The organism is Acidovorax sp., from assembly GCF_027492855.1.
Taxonomy (GTDB): domain Bacteria; phylum Pseudomonadota; class Gammaproteobacteria; order Burkholderiales; family Burkholderiaceae_C; genus Acidovorax.
This window is the reverse complement of record NZ_JAPUDY010000045.1, coordinates 1-17678: the sequence shown is the minus strand read 5'-3', so window position 1 is coordinate 17678 and position 17678 is coordinate 1. Positions and strand designations below refer to the sequence as shown.

Annotated in this window: 19 protein-coding genes and 1 pseudogene; 2 read left to right on the top strand and 18 right to left on the bottom strand. The window is 65.3% G+C overall.

Features of this window, described 5'->3' with window-relative positions:
• The 6 genes from Q0105_RS08435 to Q0105_RS08410 form a co-directional block, all read right to left on the bottom strand.
• On the bottom strand, positions 1 to 1360 hold a 1360-nt coding region (locus Q0105_RS08435; RefSeq protein ID WP_298210710.1), incomplete at its 3' end, for an efflux RND transporter permease subunit.
• 10 nt (positions 1361 to 1370) lie between these two features.
• Positions 1371 to 2492 (bottom strand): HlyD family efflux transporter periplasmic adaptor subunit, encoded by a 1122-nt coding sequence (locus Q0105_RS08430; protein ID WP_298210713.1) that lies wholly within the window; start codon positions 2490 to 2492, stop codon positions 1371 to 1373.
• Complete coding sequence (locus Q0105_RS08425) at positions 2492 to 3064, bottom strand: hypothetical protein (RefSeq protein WP_298210707.1); 573 nt, start codon at positions 3062 to 3064, stop codon at positions 2492 to 2494. Before Q0105_RS08425 ends, Q0105_RS08430 begins: the two co-directional genes overlap by 1 nt.
• A 46-nt stretch (positions 3065 to 3110) precedes the next feature.
• Entirely contained in the window at positions 3111 to 4379 is a 1269-nt protein-coding gene (locus Q0105_RS08420; protein WP_298210705.1) for a TolC family protein, read from the bottom strand.
• A 158-nt stretch (positions 4380 to 4537) separates the two neighbouring features.
• Positions 4538 to 4906: a hypothetical protein gene (locus Q0105_RS08415; RefSeq protein WP_298210703.1), complete on the bottom strand. Its 369-nt coding sequence runs from the start codon at positions 4904 to 4906 to the stop codon at positions 4538 to 4540.
• A 92-nt stretch (positions 4907 to 4998) separates the two neighbouring features.
• A complete protein-coding gene (locus Q0105_RS08410) occupies positions 4999 to 5601 on the bottom strand; it encodes a DJ-1/PfpI family protein (protein WP_298210701.1) in 603 nt (200 codons plus the stop codon).
• Between the two features lie 126 nt (positions 5602 to 5727).
• Here Q0105_RS08410 and Q0105_RS08405 point away from each other — a divergent pair, with 126 nt between their 5' ends.
• Complete coding sequence (locus tag Q0105_RS08405) at positions 5728 to 7062, top strand: PLP-dependent aminotransferase family protein (RefSeq protein WP_298210699.1); 1335 nt, start codon at positions 5728 to 5730, stop codon at positions 7060 to 7062.
• A 115-nt stretch (positions 7063 to 7177) separates the two neighbouring features.
• Here the strand turns inward: Q0105_RS08405 and Q0105_RS08400 are convergent, their stop codons facing one another.
• From Q0105_RS08400 to Q0105_RS08345, 12 genes and pseudogenes are all read right to left on the bottom strand, one after another.
• Complete coding sequence (locus Q0105_RS08400; RefSeq protein WP_298210697.1) at positions 7178 to 7579, bottom strand: hypothetical protein; 402 nt, start codon at positions 7577 to 7579, stop codon at positions 7178 to 7180.
• 86 nt (positions 7580 to 7665) lie between these two features.
• Positions 7666 to 8097, bottom strand: a complete 432-nt coding sequence (locus tag Q0105_RS08395) for a GNAT family N-acetyltransferase (RefSeq protein ID WP_298210695.1) — start codon at positions 8095 to 8097, stop codon at positions 7666 to 7668.
• 351 nt (positions 8098 to 8448) lie between these two features.
• Positions 8449 to 8562 (bottom strand): annotated as a pseudogene (locus Q0105_RS08390) (TOBE domain-containing protein); the annotation flags it as partial.
• A gap of 34 nt (positions 8563 to 8596) precedes the next feature.
• The gene (locus tag Q0105_RS08385; RefSeq protein WP_298210693.1) at positions 8597 to 9619 is read right to left on the bottom strand and encodes an NADP-dependent oxidoreductase; all 1023 of its coding nucleotides are present in this window, start codon (positions 9617 to 9619) and stop codon (positions 8597 to 8599) included.
• A gap of 325 nt (positions 9620 to 9944) precedes the next feature.
• Positions 9945 to 10160 carry a molybdopterin-binding protein gene (locus Q0105_RS08380; protein ID WP_094437412.1) on the bottom strand — a complete coding sequence of 72 codons (216 nt, stop codon included), beginning with the start codon at positions 10158 to 10160 and terminating at the stop codon, positions 9945 to 9947.
• 54 nt (positions 10161 to 10214) lie between these two features.
• Positions 10215 to 10970, bottom strand: coding sequence for an ATP-binding cassette domain-containing protein (locus tag Q0105_RS08375; protein WP_298210686.1), 756 nt, complete (start codon positions 10968 to 10970; stop codon positions 10215 to 10217).
• Positions 10971 to 11098: 128 nt separating this feature from the next.
• The gene (ssuC, locus tag Q0105_RS08370) at positions 11099 to 11962 is read right to left on the bottom strand and encodes an aliphatic sulfonate ABC transporter permease SsuC (protein WP_298210684.1); all 864 of its coding nucleotides are present in this window, start codon (positions 11960 to 11962) and stop codon (positions 11099 to 11101) included.
• A 39-nt stretch (positions 11963 to 12001) separates the two neighbouring features.
• Positions 12002 to 13180 (bottom strand): FMNH2-dependent alkanesulfonate monooxygenase, encoded by a 1179-nt coding sequence (gene ssuD / locus Q0105_RS08365; protein ID WP_298210683.1) that lies wholly within the window; start codon positions 13178 to 13180, stop codon positions 12002 to 12004.
• A gap of 35 nt (positions 13181 to 13215) precedes the next feature.
• Positions 13216 to 14235, bottom strand: a complete 1020-nt coding sequence (locus Q0105_RS08360) for a sulfonate ABC transporter substrate-binding protein (protein ID WP_298210681.1) — start codon at positions 14233 to 14235, stop codon at positions 13216 to 13218.
• A 26-nt stretch (positions 14236 to 14261) separates the two neighbouring features.
• The gene (locus tag Q0105_RS08355) at positions 14262 to 15233 is read right to left on the bottom strand and encodes a sulfonate ABC transporter substrate-binding protein (protein WP_298210679.1); all 972 of its coding nucleotides are present in this window, start codon (positions 15231 to 15233) and stop codon (positions 14262 to 14264) included.
• 173 nt (positions 15234 to 15406) lie between these two features.
• A complete protein-coding gene (ssuE, locus tag Q0105_RS08350; RefSeq protein ID WP_298210677.1) occupies positions 15407 to 15997 on the bottom strand; it encodes an NADPH-dependent FMN reductase in 591 nt (196 codons plus the stop codon).
• 73 nt (positions 15998 to 16070) lie between these two features.
• Positions 16071 to 17093 carry a sulfate ABC transporter substrate-binding protein gene (locus Q0105_RS08345; protein ID WP_298210675.1) on the bottom strand — a complete coding sequence of 341 codons (1023 nt, stop codon included), beginning with the start codon at positions 17091 to 17093 and terminating at the stop codon, positions 16071 to 16073.
• Positions 17094 to 17253: 160 nt separating this feature from the next.
• On the opposite strand from Q0105_RS08345, the gene Q0105_RS08340 reads away from it, so the two are divergent.
• Positions 17254 to 17526: an oxidative damage protection protein gene (locus Q0105_RS08340; protein WP_015013765.1), complete on the top strand. Its 273-nt coding sequence runs from the start codon at positions 17254 to 17256 to the stop codon at positions 17524 to 17526.
• Positions 17527 to 17678: the final 152 nt, after the last annotated feature.

Genomic DNA, 17678 nt, shown 5'->3' with positions numbered 1-17678 from the left:
CGATGATGGCCGTGGCATACAGGATGCCCGAGCGCACTTCCATCGACGCGAGCTTCACGATCTCGATGGGGTGCAGTCGCTTGTGCGGGTGCTTCTGCCGGTCCACCTTCAGGCGCCTCAGCACGTTTTCCACATCGACCACGGCATCATCCACCAGGCCGCCGATCGCAATGGCCAGACCGCCCAGCGTCATGGTGTTGATCGACAGGCCGAAGTATTTGAAGACCAGCCCTGTGATGAAAATCGAGACCGGAATGGCCGTGAGCGCAATGATCGTGGGCCGCAGCGTGCCCAAAAACACAAACAAAATCACCGCCACAAACACCGAGGCGCCGATCAGCTTGCCCTGCAAGGTGGTGACCGAAGCTTCGATAAAGCTCGCCTGCCGGAAGGTGACGCGCGGCGCCTCCATGCCGGTGGGCAATGACTTCTTCAGATCACTCAAGGCCGCCTCGATGGTGCGTGTGAGCCCGATGGTGTCGGCCGTGGGCTGCTTCTGGATGCCCAGGATCACCGCAGGCAGGCCCTCAAAGCCCGCATCGCCGCGCTTGAGCGCGGGGGCAAAGCTCACCTCGGCCACCTGGCGCAGCAGCACGGGTTGGCCGTTTTTCGCCGTCAGCGCCAAATGCTGCAGATCTTCAAGGCGCGAGGTCCGGGCCAGGTTGCGAATAAGGTATTCGCGCCCGTTCAGCTCCAGAAAGCCCCCGGAGCTGTTCGACGAAAACCCTTTGAGCGCCCCCGACAGCTGCTCGTGCGTGATGCCCAGCTCGGCCATGCGCACGGTGTCGGGCTGCACCTGGAACTGGCGCACCTCACCGCCGATGGGAATGACCTGCGCCACACCAGGGATCGCCATCAGCCGAGGCCGCAACACCCAGTCGGCATATTCACGCACAGCCATGGGCGAGGTCTTGACGACGTCGATGGGGATTGCCACCTGCATGATCTCGCCCATGATGGAGCTGATGGGCCCCATGCGCGGCACCACGCCAGAAGGCAGGCCTTCTTCCATGGACGACAGGCGCTCCGACACCATCTGGCGGGCACGGAAGATGTCCGTGCTCCAGTCGAAGGTGACGTAGATGAACGACAGCCCGGCACTGGACACCGAGCGCACGCTCTCCACGCCCGGCAGGCCATTCATCGTCGTCTCCAGCGGAAACGTGATGAGCTGCTCGGTCTCTTCGGCGGCCATGCCGCCCGCCTCGGTCATGAGGGTGACGGTGGGTTTGTTGAGGTCAGGAAACACATCCACCGGCGTGCGCGACAGGGTGAAGGCGCCATAGGCCATCAAAACGGCGCTGGCGATAAGCACCAGCAGCCGGTGGGTCAGACTGCTTTCCAGGAGCCACTTGAACATAGCGGTCCTTTCAGCGGATCTGGTTGATGAGGGTGGCGCCGAGGGTCACGACGCGGTCGCCCGCGCTCAGCCCGCTGGTCACCGCCACCGTCGCGCCATCGAGCGGCTCCACCGTGACGACCCTAGGCTCGAACTGCTCCGGCGCCTCCTTCACCCACACGATGGCCTGGTTCGACGGATTTCTCTGCAGCGACGCCACCGGCACCCGCAGGCCCAGCACCCGCTCTTGCGACTGTACGAAGACCTTGACGCTTTGCCCCAGGGCCAGTTGGCCCAGTGCGGCCGCATCGCCCGCAAACATCAGCGGCAGCGCCTGCTCGCGCAGGCTGCGCGCCGCGCCCAAAAACTGCAGCGGCACACGCTCTGCGCCCAGCGCCAGCGTGGCTCCCGCCACCTGGCGGGCCTGCGCGCCGTCGTACGACAGCGCCTCGATGCGCAGGCGCTGCGGGTCTACCACCTCGAAGATGAGCTCGCGCGCATCCACCACCTGCCCCGCCACCGCAAAGGCCGAGGCGATGACACCCGACACAGGCGCCACCAGCGCATCACGCTGCAAAAGGCCCGCACCCACAGCCGCCAGTCGCGCTGACAGGCTCTGCAGCTCGCTCTCAGCGGCTTCGATGTCCTTGCGCGGCACGGTGTCGGCCAACTCCTTCAGCCGGGCCACACGCCTTTCGGCCAACGCACGCGCAGCGCGCAGCTCGGCCTGCTGCGACAGCTGGTTGGAGCGCTCGATGGCACCGGCCGTGGGCACCACATAGGCCAGCACCTGGCCCTTGCGCACCGCCTGGCCTACGCCCGGCAAGCCCTGCGGACCGGCCTCCAGCCGCCCCGCCAGAGCCGCCTGCACCTTGCCGCCCGCGTTGGGGTCCATCACCACCTTGCCCGCTAGCTCAAAGGCCTTGGGCAGCTCGGCCTGCACCACCGGCACCGTGCGCACTGCCAGTTGCCGCTGCGTGGGCTTGGGCAGAAACACCCGGCCATTGGGTTGGCGCTTGGGCGCGTTGCCCTGGGCGGCTGGCGGTGCATCGCCATGGTCATGCCCCTCGCCCGCCGGGGCCAGTTGTGGCCAGGCCAGGGCGCTGCACAGCAGCGTGAGGAACAGGGGTTTTGCGAATGGAAGGCGGCGCATCATGCGGCACCTCCCACCGGCGCGGTGCGGGCCGTGCGCGCACGCCTGGCCCTCAACATCGCCAACAACGCCAGCACGATGCCAATGGCGGCCACCACTGCCGCCGCCTGAGTGGTGCGGGAGACGCGACCAGCGGCCTCGGGTGCGTGCACGCTGGCGTGGATGTCCAGCTCACCGGCCAGCAGGTCCGAGTCATTGCCTGCCACCACGGTGGCCGTCACGGCCAGTACGCCTTCGGGCACGGGATTGGGCAGCATGGCTTCAAATTCGCCGTCGCCCACCGTCTGCACCGCCACGGGGGCGGCGTCCACCACCAGATCCAGCGTCGCGCCCTTGGCAGGGCTGTTGTCATCGGCGCGGTCGAGGTAGAGCGACAGTGTCTGTCCGTTCAGCACGCCCACCAGCTCGAACAGGTCGGAAGTGGCCGCAAAGCGGGGAGAGGCGGTACCAGCCTGTGCAGCGGGTGCTTCGCCATGGTCATGGCCCTCGCCCGCCCATACGGCGTGGACGGGAAGGCTCAGCACCCAAGCAATACAGAACGCTCGGCAGCATTGGATAAGTTTCATGTTCATTGATCAGATTCGTTGTGGTCGATGGGGCACGCCCCGTTCAGATGGTTCACTCGGGCAACAGGCCCAGGGCCTGGCGCAGCGCCGACACGGCGGCGGCTTCGTCGATGCGCAGGCGGGCCAGTTGCCGCTGCGCTTGCGAGGCCTCCAGCGCCACACGCAGCCGCGTGGGCAGGTCCGTCTCGCCCAGGCGGAACGACTTTTCGTAGAACACCAGGGTTTCGCGGGCCAGCGTGGCATTGCGGGCCATGGCCTGCCACTGGGCCTGCAAGGCCACAAGTCGCACCTTGGCCGCAGCGGCTTCGGCGGCCAGGCGCGATTGCGCGATGGCCGCGCGGGCCTCGGCGTCGGCCGCGTCGGCCAGGGCCGTGGCCTCCCGCGCCTGCGCACGGGGCGCCGAGCCCAGCGGGATGCGCAGGCCCAGGGTCACCGTTTGCCCATAACGCTCGCCCGCCTGCCCCTTGCTGCGGGTGGTGGCCAGCAGCAGCTCGGGGTTGGCGCGTTTTTGGGTGGCGGCCAACTCGGCCGCCCGGCGCGCCACCTGTGCCTGGTCCTGCAACTCGGCCAACGCAGGGTGGGCCTCAGGCGCATGGGGTGCGGGCAAAGGCTCGGGCTGAGGCTCGCCATTACCTTGGGGCTCAGCGGCCAAACGGCTGCCGCCCAGGTGCGCGTGCAGCGCCGCCAGGGCCGCATCGCGCGCGCCCTGGGCTTCGGCCACGGCCGATTCGGCCTGGGCCACCGCGCTGTCGGCCTGGTGCCGGTCGGCCTGCGACAGGTCGCCCGCCTTGAACCTGCGGGCCACATCCTGCGCCAGGCCCTGGGCGTTGATCAGCCGGTCCTCATTCAGAGCCAGATCGGCCCGCGCACGCTGGTAAGCCCACCATGCCTCGCGCACCTGGCCCGCCAACCGCAGCCGGGCGGCAGCCCATTGGCTCTCCAGCGCGGCTTGCTCGGCATCCGCCAGTTGGCCCTTGCGGGCCCGCTCGCCCGGCAGCCACAGCGGCACCGAGACACCCGCCTCGTACTCACGGCTGCCCACGTTCGCGCCAAGCCGGTCGGTTTTGGCCTGCAACTCCAGCGCCGGGGGTTCTGCCGTCCATTGCGCTGCGGCCTGGCGTGTGGCGCCCGCAGCGGCGCGGCGCAGGTCGGCCGAGCGTGCCTCGGGCTGCTGCGCCCAGGCCTGCTCGAACACGCCGTGCAGTGACAGCGGCGCGGGCGGCTGCGCCCACGCCAGGTTGGAGAGCATCCAGCCCACCACAACAACGAGCGGCCAGGACAGGAGTGACGGCCACACGGGCCATCGTTTGATTGTTTGCATCCGATTCCTTTGGGTTGGAAAACCACGTTGAAATCGGCGAGGCACGACAACCGCCACGCGCATGCGCATGCGCAGCGGCGGGGCTCTCAGAACAGAGTCAGAGAGCGCTCAGTGAAGAAAAGTCGCAGGGGAAAGGGCTGCCTGGCCCGCCTCGCCGTTCAGGCGAGGGGCTGCCACTGAGGGCGTTCAGGCCGAGAGAGTGGGGGTTGCAGTGACTGCAGGGCAATATCCTGCGGGTAGCGGGGCTGGTCAGGGGCCACGCCCACAGCGCGAGACACCTGCACCATGGCAGAGCCGAATCCGTGGCACGAATGGCAGTCGAGATCCACCCAACCCGCCAGCATGTCCTGGGCCGTGCCCGAATCGGCAGTGGCTGGGGCCGCATCGTGGGCCTCGTGTTCATGCTGGTGATGGCCCATGTGCTCCACCGCTGCCGAGGGCTCATGCCCGCAATACGGCGCGGCAGCCACCCAGGCGGCCTGGAGCGGCAGCAGGATGAGCAGGAAGATGGCAAGCAGGCGTCGCATGAGCAGCGGGATTCTACAGACGCCTATGGGCCGCCAGACCCTGCAAGCCCTTGCCAGACAGATGGCATTGCGCTGCGTCAAACCGCTCCCGCTTACGCCAAATATTTGCCGACATGCGCCATGGCGCGCTCGACGTATTCGTCCTTCTCGCCCACGGGGGCAAAGTAGTGCATGACCTCTCTGGCTGCATCAAGCCCCTCCAGCCGCGCAACCACCCAGGCCGCCAGGTACTGCGCCGACAGGCAGCCCCCCGCCGTGGCCACGTTGCCCTTGGCCACAAAGGGCTGGTTCAGCACTTCGACACCAGCTTCCTGCACCCAAGGCTTGGTGGTCAGGTCGGTGCAGGCAGGCACGCCGTCAAGCAGGCCGAGTTTGGCCAGGACCAGCGTGCCCGAGCATTGCGCGCCCAGCAGTTGCCGCGCCGGATCGAAGCCATCAAGCTGCGCCATCAGGGCCGCGTCCTGCACCACCTCACGGGTCTTCACGCCGCTGCCCACCAGCACGGCATCGGCCGTGCGCGCAAACGGCAACAACGACTGCGCCTCCACCGTGACACCGTTCATGGAGCGCACGCGCGGCGTGGGGCAGCACAGCGACACCTCCCACTCCGGTTTCTTCACCCGGTTGAGCAGGCCCAAGGCGATCAGGGAATCGAGTTCGTTAAAGCCGTCAAAGGTCAGGATGGCGATGCGCATGGCGGTGGTCTTTTTGTTCAGGTGAAAGGGAAAGAAAAAGGCGAAAGGCGAATCACATCGTATCGGCGGCATTCAATACAATCAAAAAATTGTCATGAATACACTTGAATGCGAGGGTGCAGCACCATGGGCCAGATTCGCTACAAACAGGTGGTGGACGCGCTGGCGTCCGACATCCGCGCAGGGCTGCTGCGGCCCGGCACGCGCCTGCCCACCCACCGTGCGCTGGCTCTGCGGCACGGCCTGGCGCTGGCCACGGCCAGCCGCGTGTATGCCGAGCTAGAGGCCATCGGCCTGGTCGTGGGCGAAACCGGGCGCGGTACCTTTGTGCGTGACCCCATCGCCCCACGCGGTGCGGATGCCGACCTCACCACACCCGCCCCCAACGCCACCGACCTGTCGTTCAACAACCCCAGCGTGCCGGGCCAGGCCGACCTGCTGCGCGACGCCCTGCGCAGGCTGGCCGCATCCGGCGACCTGGAATCGCTGCTGCACTACCACCCCTACGGCGGGCGCCCGCACGAACGCGCCATCGTCGCCGGGCACCTGGCAACGCGCCAGCTACAGGTGACGGGCGAGCAGGTGCTCATCGTCAACGGCGCGCAGCACGGCATGGCCGTGGCCGCCATGGGCCTGCTCAACCCCGGCGACGTGGTGGCGGTGGACGCCCTCACCTACCCCGGCTTTCGCGTGCTGGCCGAACGCCTGCGGCTCGACCTGGCCCCCGTGCCCGTTGGCCCCGGCGGCACCGACCTGGACGCCCTGCAGCGCCTGTGCAGCACACGCCCTGTGCGCGCCATCTACACCATGCCCACGCTGCACAACCCCTTAGGCTGCGTGATGAGCGCCAGGGCACGCAAACGCCTGGTGGACATTGCGCGTGCGCACGACCTGCTGGTGATCGAAGACGCGCCCTACGCCTACCTCGCCCCCCAAGCGCCGCCCCCCATCGCGGCGCTGGCACCCGAGCGCACGGTGTACCTCTCCAGCCTGTCCAAAAACGTAGCCACCGGCCTGCGCTTTGGTTTTGTTGCGGCACCTCTGGCACTGCTCGCCCCCATGGAACGCGCCGTGCGGGCCACCGCCTGGAACACCGCCGGGGTGATCACCGCCATCGCCTGCGGCTGGATCGAAGACGGCACTGTGGCAAGGCTCGAGGCCGACAAACGCGCCGACACCGCCCGGCGCCAGGCCATCGCCACCCAGGCGCTGGCGGGCCTGCCGCTGGTGCGCCACCCGCACTCCTACTTCGTCTGGCTGCCGCTGGGCGAAGACCAACGCGCCGACCGCATTGCCGCCGCACTGGCGGAACGCGGGGTGTCGGTGTCTACCGCCGAAGGCTTTGCCACCACCACCCATGTGCCGCACGCGCTGCGCATTGCTCTGGGGTCGGTGCCGCTCGATGAACTGCGCGGAGTGCTGGCCGTGGTCAGGGAGGTGGTGGTGCGGGATTGTTCGTGAGGGGACCGCGAGGCATGTGGACAAAGGCAAGGCGGTCACGGCAGCCTTTGGCGAAGGAGCCAACAGGCGGCTATCCGTAACCTTGACCTCCGTGCTGAACGAGTTGTTAGCCCATTCACCGCCTCTTGCACATGCCAGATACAGCGATGGCGAGCATGAAAGCGACCAACAAGGCACCGATTCCGAACGCAGAGCGGCAGGCAATCTCTGAGGCTGCGAAAGGAAGTCCCCCGACGCTGCTTGTGCAGTGCCGCGGACCTGGGCCGAGCGAGATCCAGAGCAGCATGGTGAGCATGCCTCCAAGAACGAGGCAGATAAGTCCATCTGCCAGGTTGTGGTGTCCATAGGCGCGCGCGATGCCAGTCGCACCCGCCAGCGAAAAGATGCCTGCCGCCAAATAGGCGATCCAAGCGGGGGCTTTGAGATGTTCCGGGTACAGATTGATGAGAACAGCGAGAGCCACACCCAAAAGGAGCGCGATGAAGGCGGCGAGTTTTGGGTGCGATGCTTCTGCCATCTGCGGGCTAACGCAAAGCTAACCGGCCCTGCACGGCTTTGTCACTCAGCCTACAGCGACCGAGGGGACCGAGGTTGAGCGCCGGGCTAGGCTTCATTCACGTACCCTCGCTCCAGGGCTTCGCCTTGGTTCTCGAATATAGCCATCGCGGTGCTCATTCGCTTGAAGCCGAATTTCTTGTAGAACGACTCCTTACCCGGCACGGCGTACAGGATAATTTTCTTGTGACCGCTTGATAAGCTTACGAGATTGGAGACGATCTGCTTGCCAAGTCCAAGGCCCTGATGGCTTGGTAAGAGCGCGACGTCGCATATATACGAACAGTCGATTCCATCCGCAAGTGCACGGCCAACGCCCACGAGCTTGCCCTCTTCGTATACGAAGCACTTGAACATGCTGTTCGTAAACGCGGTTTTCAGCCCGTCAGGGGTCTTGTTTCCAAGAGGCGCGGCACGATAGAGCGCGACAAGTTCTATCCAGTCGATGTTGTCGATCGAGGATGACCAGACTAATGACATTGCGCGTTCCTTCTGAAACCTGACGACAAAGCTCAGCGGGTGGCAAGTGGCTCGCAGCCTGCGCTCACAAACAATGCGCAGGCATAAAAATTCCGACAACCCGGCGCCCGCTTCTAGCCACCACTATAGCTTTGGCGCACAGGGGCCGGCTTGGCGACCGATGATCGTTTGCGCCCCCTCAAACCAAACCGCCAAGGGCTTGCACCAGCCTTTTCGGCTTCGCGCTCTGCTCAGTCTTCGGGGCCATCCATCCAAAGAAACGCTTTCATTTTGATAGCTACCAGCGCTTATTCAACAAGCGCCAGAGCCAAATTCCATTCGCGGATCCAAATCTTCCGTACCAAAGCCCCCTCACAGCTTGGCAATCCACACCTCCATGGACTTGACCAGCGCGACCACGTCGGAGCCGACGGCCAGGCCCAGATCGTCCACTGAGCGGGTGGTGATGACGGAGGTGATGACGCCTCAGGCGGCATCTCCATCGGTCAGACTTTTGCCGCTATACGGGTTGCTGGAGAGCACTTGCTGCCGACATGGAGACAACGACTTTGCCTTTGGCACGCCCCTGTTCCACATAGGCGATCGCATCCAGCGTCTCGTCGAAAGGGAATGTGCGGTCCAGTACGGGACGCAGAGTGCCTGCGTCGTAGAGTGCGGCCAGGGTCTTGAGCTGTGCTCCATCGGCCCGCATAAAAAAGAACGCATAGCGCACCCCTAACTTCCTGGCCTGCGCCCGCACCCGAAGACTCAACAATGCCATCACGGGTTTCAGGAGCGGCCGACCGATTTTCGCGGCGAAGGCCGCGTCTGGCGGGCCCACCACGCTGACCGCCAGTCCACCGGGTTTGAGCACCGTGAGCGACTTGGCGAGATTGTCGCCACCCAGGGCGTCGAGCACGAAGTCGTAGCCAGATATCTCCCTGGCGAAATCTGCCTTCGTGTAGTCGATGACCTCATCCGCCCCAAGGCCACGCAGCCTCTGCGCATCTTTACCGTTGGCCGTGGTGGCGACGTAGGCGCCCAAATGCTTGGCGAGTTGGATGACGGTAGAGCCCAGGCCGCCAGCCCCTGCATGAACGAGTACCTTCTGCCCCGGTTTGATCTGCGCCAGCTCGACCAATGCCTGCCACGCGGCCAGCGCCACCAGCGGGAGCGCGGCAGCTTCCTCCATCGTCAGTGATGGGGGCTTGAGTGCGATGTCTGCGTGATGGATTGCAATGAACTCCGCAAAAGCCCCAATGCGCAAATCGCGTGGGCGCGCATAGACCTCATCGCCGATTTTGAAATCGCGCACCTCTGCACCGACTTGTGTCACGGTCCCGGCAAGGTCATGTCCGAGCACGAACGGTGTCTTGTATGGCAAAAGAAGTTTGAACTCGCCATTGCGCACCATTTTGTCCAGCGGGTTGATACTGACTGCGCCAATGCGAATGAGTACGTCTTGGGGGCCAACCTCAGGCGCAGGAACGTCGGCGGCGCGCAGCCCATTTTTGCCGTATTTTTCAACGATGAATGCTTTCATGTCATGGGGCTTTCTGGGTCACTGAGATGGATCTGGTGGCGCTTCCCCGAAAGGCTGGCTCTTTGAGGGACATGGGCTGGGCACTTCTTTGCGGTTTGCGCATCGCTCAAATACATCGGCACAAAATTCCGGCACACCCAGAGCGCGTTTGAGCGTGCGTGCACTATAGCCCCGCCCTCAGAAGGCCTAACGAGCGACAGAGGCCTTCATCCCATCGCAACGCGCGGGCCACACCCTTAAAAAATTCCTATTTTTATAGCTGCTAGCGCTTTCCCATCAAGCGCCAGAGCCCAATTTCATTCAAATTTTCCGTGCCACAGCCTCCTCACAGCTTGGCAATCGACACCTCCGTGGACTTGACCAATGCGACCACGTCGGAGCCGACGGCCAGGCCCAGATCGTCTACCGAGCGGGTGGTGATGACCGAGGTGACGATGCCCCAGGGGGTTTCGACATCGACCTCGGAGACGACGTCGCCGCGGATGATCTCGCGGACTTTGCCCTTGAACTGGTTGCGTACGTTGATGGCTTGGATGGACATGGGGTTCTCCTAAAAAGTCCGTTGAAAGAAACAGTGAAAAGTCAGCAAAAAAAATCACACCGCCCAGCGCAGCCCATGCGCGGGCACGCCAGGCCAGGTGGGCTCGGGGGTGGGCTCCACATCGGGCTTTTGCAGCACGCGGTCGAGGATGCGTTTTTCGATGGCGGCGAATGCGGCGTCGCCGTGCACGCGGGGGCGTGGCAGGTGGATGGGCCGGTCGAGCGCGATCTGGCCGTCTTCGATCAGGATCACGCGGTCGGCCAGGGCCACGGCCTCTTGCACGTCGTGGGTGACCAAAAGCGCAGTGAAGCCGGACTGGCGCCACAGGCCTTCGATGAGGCGGTGCATCTCGATGCGCGTCAACGCATCGAGCGCGCCCAGCGGTTCGTCAAGCAGCAGCAGGCGCGGGTTGTGCACCAGGGCGCGCGCCAGGGCCACGCGCTGGCGCTGGCCGCCGGACAGGCGCGCGGGCCACTCGGCGAGCCGGTCGCCCAGGCCCACGCGGGCCAGCACATCGGCTGCGGCGCTGCGCTGCATGGGCGGCAGGCCCAGGGCCACGTTGTCTTGCACACGTTTCCACGGCAAAAGGCGCGCGTCCTGAAACATGATGCGCGTGCCATCGCTCAGGCCCGCCACGTCTTTGCCCTCGATGCGGATCGAGCCGCCCGAGACGGATTCGAGCCCTGCCACCAGGCGCAGCAGCGTGCTTTTGCCGCAGCCGCTGCGGCCCACGATGGCGACGAACTGGCCGGGCTCGATGGTGAGTTCGGTTTTCTTGAGCACGCTGCGCACGCCGTAACGTTTGTCCACAGCGCGCACTTGCAGGCGAACGCCTTGGGGTGGAGATGGTTGATTATTTGTAGTCAAAGTGGCCTCCTGCGCTTATTCATCAAGCGCTAGCAGCTATCAAATTAGGAGTATTCGGTGCCAACCCAGGTTTACGCCTGGTAGCCGGGGTGCCAGCGCAGCCAGTAGCGCTCCAGCCCCTTGGCAAACACATCGGCCAGCTTGCCCAGCAGCGCGTACAGCAAGATGCCCACCAGCACGATGTCGGTCTGCAGAAACTCGCGTGCATTCATGGTGAGGTAGCCGATGCCCGACTGCGCGGAGATGGTCTCGGCCACGATGAGGATCACCCACATCAGCCCCAGCGAGAAACGCAGGCCCACCAGGATGCTGGAGAGCGCGCCGGGCAGGATGATTTGCCGGTAAAGCTGCCAGCGGCCAAGGCCGTAGGTGCGCCCCATCTCGATCAGGCCGGGGTCCACGTTGCGGATGCCGTGGAAGGTGTTGAGGTAGATGGGGAAGAACACCGACACGCTGATGAGAAAAAGCTTGGCCGATTCGTCGATGCCGAACCACAGGATCACCAGCGGAATCAGCGCCAGCGCCGGGATGTTGCGCACCATCTGCACGGTGGAGTCGAGCAGCGTCTCCAGCAGCCGCACCGAACCGGTGAGCAGCCCCAGCAGCAGGCCCAGGCCGCCGCCTATGGCCAGCCCGGCCAGCGCACGGCCCGCGCTGACCTTGACGTGGGTCCACAGCTCGCCCGACTCGGCGAGCGTCCAGGCGGCCTGGATGACTTCGAGCGGCGCAGGCAGCACGCGGGTGGACAACCAGCCCTGCGACGATGCGATCTGCCACAGCGCAATGAGCCCCACGGGCACGGCCCAGGGCAGAAGGCGCTGCGCCACGCTGGCGAGCCAGCGGGCCACGGGCGCGGGGAGCAACGGCCCTTCAAGGGGCTGGTCCGCAGCGTCGGCCACGGGGGATACCTGCAGCTCTCTGGAGGAATGTGTCATGCGATTGCTTTCTGTTCGTGGGGTGTCAGGTCATGCCGGTCAGCTTTGCGAGGCGCGCGGCACGAAGTCGTTGGCCACGGTTTCGCCAAACGGGCCAAGCGGGTTGCCAAACAGAGGGTTGCCGCTGGCCAGCTGGTTGCGCAGCGGGATGGGCAGCAGCGGAAACACCAGCTCGGCAAAGCGGTAGGCCTCGTCCAGGTGCGGGTAGCCCGACAGCACAAAGGTGTCCAGCCCCAGCGCGGCGTATTCCTCGATGCGCGCGGCCACTGTCTGCGGATCCCCCACCAGGGCGGTGCCCGCCCCGCCGCGCACCAGGCCCACGCCCGCCCACAGGTTGGGGCTGATCTCCAGATCGGCGCGGCTGCGCTTGACGCCCTGGCTGTGCAGCGCGGCCATGCGGCGCTGGCCTTCGGAGTCCATGCGCGCAAACACGGCCTGGGCGCGCACCACGGTGTCGTCTTGTACGTGGCGGATCAGGTCTTCGGCGGCGGCCCAGGCCTGCTCGTCCGTCTCACGCACGACCACATGCAGGCGGATGCCGAACTTCACGGTGCGGCCATGTTTTGCAGCACGGGCGCGCACGTCGGCCACCTTTTTAGCCACCTCGGCCGGTGGCTCGCCCCAGGTGAGATAGGTCTCGACCTGCTCGGCCGCCAACTCGTGCGCCGCGGGCGACGAGCCGCCGAAGTACACGGGCGGATACGGCTGCTGCAGCGGCGGAAAGAGCAGCTTGGCGCCCTTGACCGACAGGTGCCGGCCTTCAAAATCCAGCGCCTCGCCATGGTGGCTGCGGGTCAGGATCTCACGCCAGATGCGGATGAACTCGGCCGATTGCTCGTAGCGGGTGGCGTGGTCCAGAAACACGCCGTCGCCCTCCAGCTCGGCCTTGTCGCCGCCGGTCACCAGATTGATGAGCAGGCGCCCGCCCGACAACCGGTCGAACGTGGCCGCCATGCGCGCAGCCAGCGCAGGCTGGTGCAGGCCGGGGCGCACGGCCACCAGAAACTTGAGGTGGCGCGTGACGGGCAGCAGGCTGGCCGCCACCACCCACGGGTCTTCGCACGAACGGCCGGTGGGGATGAGCACGCCTTCATAGCCCAGGCTGTCTGCGGCCACGGCCACCTGCTTCAGGTAGTCGTGATTGAGCTGGCGTGCGCCTTGGGCTGTGCCGAGATACCGGCTGTCGCCGTGGGTGGGGATGAACCAGAAGATTTTCATAAATGCCTCGCAGAGTTGGGAGTTGCCTTGTTTTTCTACGACCGGGCCGGTGCAGCCGCCAGTTGCGCAGCCGCAGGCCGCCACACGATGTCGGACACGTTCACGGGTTTGGGGATGAGGCCGAGCTTGAAGAACGCATCGGCCACGCGCTGCTGGTCGGCCACCGTGGCGTTGCTCAACAGCCCCACAGGCGACGAGGGGCGGCGCTGAATGAACAGGCTCACCACACCCGCGTCCAGCCCGCTGAAGTCGGCAATGAGCTTGATCGCGTCCTTGCGCGCCTCTTGCACCAGGCGGTCGGCGCGGCTGAGTTCTTCAAACAGCACACGCAGCACCTGGGGGTGGGCCTGCACGAACGGGTTGGCCGCCAAATAGAACGAGTTGTTGCTGCTGGCCAGGTCGCGCCCCGTGGCCAGCACGCGGGGCTGGATGGCCAGCTCGGTGGCGGCATAAAACGGGTCCCAGATGGCCCAGGCGTCCACACTTTTGCGCTCGAACGCGGCGCGCGCATCAGCCGGGGCCAGGTACACGGGCTGGATGTCGGCCCACTGCAGGCCCGCACGCTCCACGGCGCGCACCAGCAAGTAGTGGGCGCTGCTGCCCTTTTGCACAGCGATGCGGCGGCCCTTGAGGTCGGCCAGCGTACGCAGGGGCGAGTCTTTCAGCACCAGCAGGGCTGAGCTGTCAGGCTTGGGCGGCTCGGCGCCCACGTAAAGCAGGTCTTTGCCAGCGGCCTGGGCAAACACAGGCGGCGAGTCGCCGGTCAGGCCAAACTCCAGGCTGCCGACGGACAGCGCCTCCAGCAACTGCGGGCCTGCGGGGAACTCCAGCCAGGTCACCCGCGTGCCGGGAAAGCGCTTTTCCAGCACGCCTTGCTGCTTGAGGATGACGAGGTTGACGGCCGACTTTTGGTAGCCGATGCGCAGTTGCCCAGGACCTTGCACGGGGCTGCCCTGCGCTTGGGCATAGCGGCTGGCCACTGCCCAGGTAAAGGCCGTGACGCCCAGCAATTGCAGCGCACGGCGGCGTTCGGGGCTGAGGATGGGGGTGGTCATGGAGAACTCCTTTGCGGGGCCAATGGCTACAGCTCCACCGGCGCGGCGTGCAGCAGGTTGAGTTTTTTGGGGATGAGCTTGAGCTCGAAGAACGTGTCGGCGATCTGCTGCTGCTCGGCCAGGATCTCGCGCGTGACCGGGGCGGTGCCGAACTTCGCGCGGCTCAGGTAAAGCCCGGTGATGGCTTTGTCCAGGCCCAGCACGGCTGCCAGCTCGGCCGCAGCGGCGTCCGTGTTTTTGGCGGCCCAGGTGTCGATCGCGTTGACCTCTTCGATCGCTATGCGCAGCACGTCGGCGTTCTTGGTGGCGAAGTCGCGCGAGCTGAAGTAGTAGGCGCGGTTGTTGACCACGCCCGTGGCGTCGGCCAGCACGCGGGCATCGAGCGTTTTCTGGGCGGCGGCCAGGAACGGGTCCCAGATGATCCAGGCATCGACGGCGCCCTTTTCAAAGGCGGCACGCGCATCGGCGGGCGCCAAAAAGACCGACTGCACGTCACCGTATTTCAGGCCATTTTTCTCCAGCAACTTGACCAGGAAATACTGCACGTTGGAGCCTTTGTTGTAGGCCACGCGCTTGCCTTTGAGGTCGGCCACGCTGCGGATGGGCGAGCCCTTGGGCACGATCACGGCCTCCAGCGCGGGGCGGGGCACGGTGGCGCCCGCATAGACCAAGGGCGCACCGGCGGCCTGGGCAAAGATGGGCGGAGCTTCCCCCACGTCGCCAAAGTCGATGGAGCCCACGTTGAGCGCTTCGAGCTGCACGGGGCCTGCGTTGAACTCGGTCCAGGTGACCTTCACGCCCAGCGGGGCCAGGCGCTTTTCGAGCGTGCCCCGGCCTTTGAGGACGGAGAGCCAGCCCTTTTGGTGGCCCACGCGCAGCACACGGGTGGGGGCCGGGGCCTGGGCCCAGGCCTGGGGGGCAACGGCCGCAACGGCAGTGGCGGCGCCAGCGGCCAGCAGGTGGCGGCGTTGTGGGGAGAAACGGGTCGAATCAGTCATGGTGCAAAGCTCCAAATGCAAGGTTCAAAAAAATGCTGCGGCGACGGCTTGTTTGCAGCAGGCAACACAGCGCCCTGCCCGCGCACAGCGCAGCAAAAAAGGCAAAACAAAAAGGGGGGGAGAAAAGAGACGGCGCAGGCACCACGGGGCCGCCGCAGCGCCGCGCCTGTGCGTCAGACGCTACATCGCACCTGCGAGAACGGCACCGGCGCGAAGCGCGTGGCCTGCGCGGGCGACGGGCGCAGGGTTTCGGTCACCAGCACGTTCACCGCATCGTCCAGCCGCGTGGCGATGTCGTCGTGCAGGTGATAGGCCCCTTCGGGGGTCAGCGTGACCTGCGCATCGGTGGCGTAGATGCCGGGCAGGATGCTTTTGGCACCCAGCGACTGCAGCACCGGGCGCAGCGCGTAATCCAGCGCCAGCATGTGGTGCGGACTGCCGCCCGTGGCCAGGGGCAACACGACCTTGCCCTTGAGCGCCGTTTGCGGCAGCAGGTCGAGAAACACCTTGAGCACACCGCTGTAGGCCGCCTTATAGACCGGCGTGGCCACCACCAGCACGCGCGCATCGGCCACCTGGTCCACGGCAGCCACCACCGTGGGATGGCCAAAGTCGGCCAGCAGCAGCGCCTGGGGCGAGAGGTCCCGGATATGGATGCGGCCCACCAGCGCGCCACGCACTGCAAGGCGCTGCGCCACGGCATCAAGCAGGGCGGCGGAGCGTGAGCGCTCGGAGGGGCTACCGGCAATCAGCAAGGCGGACATGGTTTTCCTTTAATACTATTATTTTTATAGCTGCTAGCGCTTGTTGAATAAGCGCTAGAGGCCGTTTTTATGCTTACTTTCTGGTGTAGATCTGGTCAAAGCTCGCGTTGTCTGCGAAGTGCTCCTTGGCCGCCTTGTCCCAGCCACCGAACGCGTCGTTGATGGTGAACAGGTTGAGCTTGGGGAACTGCTTGGCGTACTTGGCGCGGGCTTTGTCGGACACGGCCGGGCGGTAGAAATGTTTGCCCGCAATGTCCTGGCCCTCTTCGGTGTAGAGGTATTGCAGGTAGGCCTCGGCCACGGCGCGGGTGCCCTTCTTGTCCACGTTCTTGTCCACCACCGTCACGGCGGGCTCAGCCAGGATGGAGAGCGAGGGCGCGATCACGTCGAACTTGGCGCCGAACTCTTTTTCCAGCAGGTAGGCCTCGTTCTCCCAGGCAATCAGCACGTCGCCCTGGTTGCGCTGGGCAAAGGTGATGGTGGAGCCGCGCGCGCCGGTGTCCAGCACGGGCACATTGCCATACAGCTTGGCCACGAAGTCCTTGGCCTTGGCGTCACCACCCAGCTTGCGCTTGGCGAACTCCCACGCGGCCAGGTAGTTCCAGCGCGCACCGCCCGATGTCTTGGGGTTGGGCGTGATCACGCTGATGCCGGGCTTGACGAGGTCGTCCCAGTCCTTGATGCCCTTGGGGTTGCCCTGGCGCACCACCAGCACGATGGCCGAGGTGTAGGGCGAGCTGTTGTGCGGCAGGCGCTTTTGCCAGTCTTTCGGAATCCAGCCGCCGTTGGTGTGCAACGCGTCGGTGTCACCGGCCAGCGCCAGCGTGGCCACGTCGGCGTCCAGCCCGTCGATGATGGAGCGCGCCTGCTTGCCCGAGCCGCCGTGGCTTTGCTTGACGGTCACGTCCTGCCCAGTCTTGGCCTTCCAGTGCTTGGCAAACGCCTGGTTGAAATCCACATACAACTCGCGTGTCGGGTCGTAGGAGACATTGAGCAGCGTCACAGACTGTGCAAACGACGGCAATGCCGTCAGGGCCAAACCGCTCACCAGGGCGGCGGCTAAGGGAAACTTGATAAAGTCGCGGCGAAAGTTCATGAAAGGACCTCTTTTGTGAATGTGTTGCGGTGCAAAACACCGATGAAACGCATTCTGAAAGGCCCTCTTCAAAACTGGAACTACTGAGATTTCAGTTCTTTATACCCAAAACATCTGAGCGAATCGTTTTCTTTCCGCTCCCCCACTACAAGGAAATCCCATGGCACGCACCGTTCAATGCATCAAACTCGGCAAGGAAGCCGAAGGCCTCGACTTTCCGCCCTACCCTGGCGAACTGGGCAAGCGCATCTGGGAAAGCGTGAGCAAAGAAGCCTGGGCGGGCTGGCTCAAGCACCAGACCATGCTGGTCAACGAAAACCGCCTGAACCTGGCCGATGCGCGCGCCCGCCAATACCTGGCCCGCCAGATGGAAAACCACTTTTTTGGCAGCGGCGCAGACGCTGCAGCGGGCTACGTCCCGCCCAGCGCATGAGCCTCCATGTCAGTTTTCCGTAGCGCTGCCAACCACCCGCAGCCCATGAAACTGGCGCTGCCCGGGCGAGGTAGCCGCGGAACTGGCTTTGCCAGGCCGCTGGCTGCGTCCCCCTCCCACGCGCAGCGTGAGAGAGGGGGAAGGCGCGAAGC